This is a genomic window from Streptomyces sp. WELS2 (genome assembly GCF_013870595.1).
Taxonomy (GTDB): Bacteria; Actinomycetota; Actinomycetes; order Streptomycetales; family Streptomycetaceae; genus Streptomyces.
On the sequence record NZ_JACBWZ010000469.1, the window covers coordinates 1 to 4,896 of the forward strand.

3 protein-coding genes and 3 pseudogenes are annotated in these 4,896 nt (G+C 74.3%); 3 read left to right on the plus strand and 3 right to left on the minus strand.

The genetic code is table 11. The features are described from left to right. A partial coding sequence (locus H5J33_RS38415) for a phosphopantetheine-binding protein (protein ID WP_309485469.1) occupies window positions 1–476 on the plus strand: 476 nt, incomplete at its 5' end. Next, window positions 476–1,924, plus strand: a pseudogene (locus tag H5J33_RS23395) (type I polyketide synthase); the annotation flags it as partial. The gene H5J33_RS38415 and the pseudogene H5J33_RS23395, both read left to right, overlap by 1 nt. 33 nt (window positions 1,925–1,957) lie before the next feature. On the opposite strand, the pseudogene H5J33_RS23400 reads toward H5J33_RS23395, so the two are convergent. Next, window positions 1,958–3,259, minus strand: a pseudogene (locus H5J33_RS23400) (anthranilate synthase component I); the annotation flags it as partial. An 11-nt stretch (window positions 3,260–3,270) separates the two neighbouring features. Next, window positions 3,271–3,672 carry a phosphoribosyl-AMP cyclohydrolase gene (hisI, locus tag H5J33_RS23405; protein WP_181796871.1) on the minus strand — a complete coding sequence of 134 codons (402 nt, stop codon included), beginning with the start codon at window positions 3,670–3,672 and terminating at the stop codon, window positions 3,271–3,273. A 129-nt stretch (window positions 3,673–3,801) separates the two neighbouring features. Here hisI and H5J33_RS23410 point away from each other — a divergent pair, with 129 nt between their 5' ends. Then, window positions 3,802–4,437 carry a TIGR03085 family metal-binding protein gene (locus H5J33_RS23410; RefSeq protein ID WP_181796872.1) on the plus strand — a complete coding sequence of 212 codons (636 nt, stop codon included), beginning with the start codon at window positions 3,802–3,804 and terminating at the stop codon, window positions 4,435–4,437. Between the two features lie 230 nt (window positions 4,438–4,667). Here the strand turns inward: H5J33_RS23410 and H5J33_RS23415 are convergent. After that, a pseudogene (locus H5J33_RS23415) lies at window positions 4,668–4,896 on the minus strand (MFS transporter); the annotation flags it as partial.

Sequence of the window (4,896 nt, forward strand, 5' to 3'; positions counted from 1 at the left end):
ACCGCGCCCTGCTGGAGCTGGTGCGCACCCACGTGGCCGCCGTGCTCGGGCACCCCTCCCCCGAGTCGGTGGACCCGGGGCGCGCCTTCCAGGAGATGGGTTTCGACTCGCTCGCCGCCGTGGAACTGCGCAACCTCCTCGCGGGCGCCACCGGGCTGACCCTGCCCGCCACGCTCGTCTTCGACCAGCCCACGCCCACCACCCTCGCCGCCCACCTCAAGACCGCGCTGGTGCCCGGCCCCGCCGACCGGACCCGGTCCGCGCTGGCCGAACTGGACCGCCTGGAAGCCGCGCTGCGCGCCCTGCCCGACGAGGACGGCGGCCACGCCCGTGTCACCGCCCGCCTCGAAGCGCTGCTGCGCGACTGGCAGGACACCCGGGGCCGGCCTGCCGGGCCCGGGGCGCCGGCCGACGTCGGCGACGCCAGCGACGAGGAACTCTTCGCCAGGATCGACAACGAACTGGGAGCCCTGTGATGGAAGACTCGGCCACGGCCGGCAAGCTCCGCGACTACCTCAAGCGGGCCACGACCGAGCTCGAGCGCAGCCGCCGCCGCGTGCGGGAGCTGGAGGACCGCGAGCGCGAGCCGATCGCCGTCATCGGCATGGGCTGCCGCTACCCGGGCGGTGTGCGCACCCCCGAGGACCTGTGGCGGATCGTCGACGAGGGCATCGACGTCGTCACCGGCTTCCCCACCGACCGGGGCTGGGACACGGAGGCGATCTACGACCCCGAGCCCGGCGCCCCCGGCAAGACCTACGTCCGCCACGGCGGCTTCCTGCACGACGCCGCCGAGTGCGACCCCGCCTTCTTCGGCATCAGCCCCAAGGACGCGCCCGGCACCGACCCGCAGCAGCGGCTGCTGCTGGAGGTCACCTGGGAGGCCTTCGAACGGGCCGGCATCGACCCCACCACCGTCAAGGGCACCCCGACCGGCGTCTTCGTCGGCCTGATGCACCACGACTACCTCGGCGGCACCATCTCCGGCAGCATCGTCTCCGGCCGCATCGCCTACACCCTCGGCCTGGAGGGCCCCGCGGTCACCATGGACACCGCCTGCTCCTCCTCCCTGGTGGCACTGCACCAGGCCGTCCAGTCGCTGCGCCGGGGCGAGTGCTCCCTGGCGCTGGCGGGCGGCGCCGCCGTCATGGCCAGCCCCGAGATGTTCATCGAGTTCAGCGAGCGCCGCGCGCTGTCCCCCGACGGCCGCTGCCACTCCTTCTCCGACGACGCCGCCGGCGCCGCCTGGGCCGAGGGCGCCGGCATGCTGCTGGTGGAGCGGCTGTCCGACGCGCTGCGCAACGGCCACGAGGTGCTCGCCGTGGTCCGTGGCTCGGCCGTCAACCAGGACGGCGCCTCCAACGGCCTGACCGCGCCCAGCGGCCCGGCCCAGGTCCGCGTCATCCGGCAGGCCCTCGCCGACGCCCGGCTCGCCCCGCACCACATCGACGCGGTCGAGGCGCACGGCACCGGCACCACCCTCGGCGACCCCATCGAGGCCCAGGCCGTCATCGCCGCCTACGGGCAGGACCGGCCGGAGAACCGGCCGGTGTGGCTCGGCTCCCTGAAGTCCAACATGGGGCACCCGCAGGCCGCGGCCGGGGTCGGCGCCGTCATCAAGATGGTCATGGCGATGCGCCACGGCACCCTGCCCCGCACCCTGCACGTCGAGAAGCCCTCCACCGCCGTCGACTGGAGCGCCGGCGACGTCCGGCTGCTCACCGAGGGCCGCCCCTGGGACACCCCCGACGGCCGTCCGCGCCGGGCCGGCGTGTCCTCCTTCGGCATCTCCGGCACCAACGCCCACACCATCCTGGAGGAGGCACCCCCCGCCGCCACCGACGAGGCCGCCCCCGAGCGGGCCGCGCTGCCCGTCATCCCCTGGGTGCTGTCCGGCAAGGTACGCCGTGCCGTCGCGGAGCAGCGCGGTGCGGATGGCGATCGCGGTGTCGGAGTCGCCGGCGAAGTCCAGATAGCCGACGCAGCCGCCGTACAGACCGCGCCGGGACGGCTCCAGTTCGTCGATGATCTGCATCGCGCGGGGCTTGGGGGCACCGGAGAGGGTGCCGGCCGGGAAGCACGCGGTGAGCACGTCGAAGGCGGTGCGGCCGGGGGCCACCTTGCCGGTGACGGTGGAGACGATGTGCATCACGTGCGAGTAGCGCTCGACGGACATGAAGTCGACCACCTCGACCGAGCCGGGCTCGCAGACCCGGCCGAGGTCGTTGCGGCCGAGGTCGACCAGCATCAGGTGCTCGGCGCGCTCCTTGGGGTCGGCGAGGAGTTCCTCGGCGAGCGCCTGGTCCTCCTGCGGGGTGGCCCCGCGGTGCCGGGTGCCGGCGATGGGGTGGACCATCGCGCGCCCGTCCTCGACCTTGACCAGCGCCTCCGGGGAGGAGCCGACGACGTCGAAGCCGTCGAAGCGGAAGAGGTACATGTACGGCGAGGGGTTGGTGGCCCGCAGCACCCGGTAGACGTCCAGGGCACTGGCCGTGCAGGGGGTCTCGAAGCGCTGGGAGGGCACGACCTGGAAGGCCTCGCCCGCCCGGATGCGCTCCTTGACGTCCTCCACGGCCCGCCGGAAGTCGGCGCCGCCCCAGCGGGCGGTGTACTCGGGCAGTTCGGAGGGCGGCAGGTGGGCCGGGGGCTGGGAGACCGGGCGGGAGAGGTCGGCCTCCATGGCGTCCAGGCGGGCCACGGCGTCGGCGTACGCCTCGTCGACGCCGGTGTCCAGGTCGTTGTGGTTGATCGCGTTGGCGATCAGCAGGACCGAGCCCTCCCAGTGGTCCATCACCGCGAGGTCGCTGGTCAGCAGCATGGTCAGCTCGGGCAGCCCGAGCTCGTCGTGCTCGCCGGGGCCGATCTTCTCCAGGCGGCGGACGATGTCGTAGCCCAGGTAGCCGACCATGCCGCCGGTGAAGGGGGGCAGGCCCTCGGTGTGCGGGGTGTGCAGGGTCTGGAGGCTGGCGCGCAGCACCGCGAGGGGGTCGCCGTCCGTGGGGACGCCGACGGGCGGGGTGCCGATCCAGTGGGCCTGCCCGTCCCGCGCGGTGAGCGTGGCGGCGCTGCGGACCCCGACGAAGGAGTACCGGGACCAGGAACGGCCGTTCTCCGCGGACTCCAGCAGGAAGGTGCCGGGGCGTTCGGCGGCGAGCTTGCGGTAGAGCGCGACCGGTGTGTCACCGTCGGCCAGGAGCTTGCGGGTGACCGGGATGACGCGCCGGTCGACGGCCAGCTTGCGGAAGGTCTCTAGATCCATGGCGGCCGACCTTACTGAGCGGACGCCGGAGCGGCGGCGTCCGCGTCCCTCAACAGCACGTCCTCGTCGAAGCAGGTGCGCGCGCCGGTGTGGCAGGCGGCTCCCACCTGGTCGACCCGGACCAGCAGGGTGTCGCCGTCGCAGTCCAGCGCGACCGACTTCACCCGCTGGACGTGGCCGGAGGTGTCGCCCTTGACCCAGTACTCCCGGCGGCTGCGCGACCAGTAGGTGCAGCGGCCGGTGGTCAGCGTGCGATGCAGTGCCTCGTCGTCCATCCAGCCGAGCATGAGCACCTCGCCGGTGTCGTACTGCTGGGCGATGGCGGGGACGAGCCCGTCGGCGCTGCGCTTGAGCCGCGCGGCGATCTCCGGGTCGAGGCTGCTGGGCCGGGGGGTGCCGGTCGTACTGGTCATGGGTGCCATTGTGCCGCGCGGCACCGACAGCGGGCCTCGCGCGTCCGGAGAGCGGTCACCGCGGCCCCGGGCGGCCCGCGCGGGAGGCGACGGGTGGGCGCGGCGATCACCTGGTCGTAGGCTGGCTTCATGTCGACCTTCGCCAAGCGTGAACGGCTGCTGCTCGCCGACTTGTTGGAAACCGTCGGTCCGGATGCCGAGACCCTCTGCGCGGGCTGGCGGACCCGGGACCTGGCCGCGCATGTCGTCGTGCGCGAACGCCGCCCGGACGCGGCGGGCGGCACGCTGCTCAAGCAGCTCGCGCCGCGCCTGGAGAAGGTGATGGCCGAGTACACCGCGAAGCCGTACGGGGAGCTGATCCGGCTGATCCGCACCGGCCCGCCCCGGCTGTCGCCGTTCCAGCTCAAGCAGGTGGACGAGGCGGCCAACATCATCGAGTTCTACGTCCACACGGAGGACGTGCGCCGCGCCCAGCCGGAGTGGACCCGGCGCGAGCTGGACCCGGTGTTCCAGGACGCGCTGTGGTCCCGGCTGGAGCGTGCCGCCCGGCTGCTGGGGAAGGGCGCGCCGACGGGTCTGGTGCTGCGCCGCCCGGACGGGCAGACGGTGGTGGCGCACCGGGGTGTGCCGGTGGTCACGGTGACCGGCGAGCCCGCGGAGCTGCTGATGTTCGCGTACGGCCGGCAGGGCGTGGCCAGGGTGGAGCTGGACGGGGACGCGGACGCGATCGACAGGCTGCACGAGTCGAGGCAGCTGGGGATCTGACCGGGGGCGCCGGCCGGTGAGCCGTGGGCCTCTGACGGGAGCCGCTGGCCGGGAAGTTCCGGGGCGACTGACGATGGCCCGTCAGGTGCCGGGCGTCCCGGGAGGCCGGCAGCGGGGCCGTCCGTGGGCCGGATCGGGCACCGGTCGGTGAGGCCGTCCGCCGGGTCGGCTCAGGCACCGGTCGGCGAGGCCCTCGGCCGGAGCGTCCCGGGCATCCGGCAGCCGGGCCGTCAGCCGGGGAGTTCCGCGCGGCGCAGGGCCGGTACGGCGAGGAAGACCAGGCCGCCGAGTCCGCAGACCGCGGCGCTGACGGCGTAGACCGGGCCGAGCCCGAAGGCGCCGGCCGCGGCGGCGGCGAAGGGCATGCTCAGCGGGGTGAGGCCGAGGCTGACGAGGCTGGAGACGGCGGTGACGCGGCCCAGGTAGGCGGGGTCGGCCTGGGTCTGGAGCAGGGCGCCG

Bases quoted from the DNA above. Each gene is read 5' to 3' on its own strand.
- hisI (WP_181796871.1), bottom strand. From the start codon at position 3,672: ATGACCAGTACGACCGGCACCCCCCGGCCCAGCAGCCTCGACCCGGAG.
- H5J33_RS23410 (WP_181796872.1), top strand. From the start codon at position 3,802: ATGTCGACCTTCGCCAAGCGTGAACGGCTGCTGCTCGCCGACTTGTTG.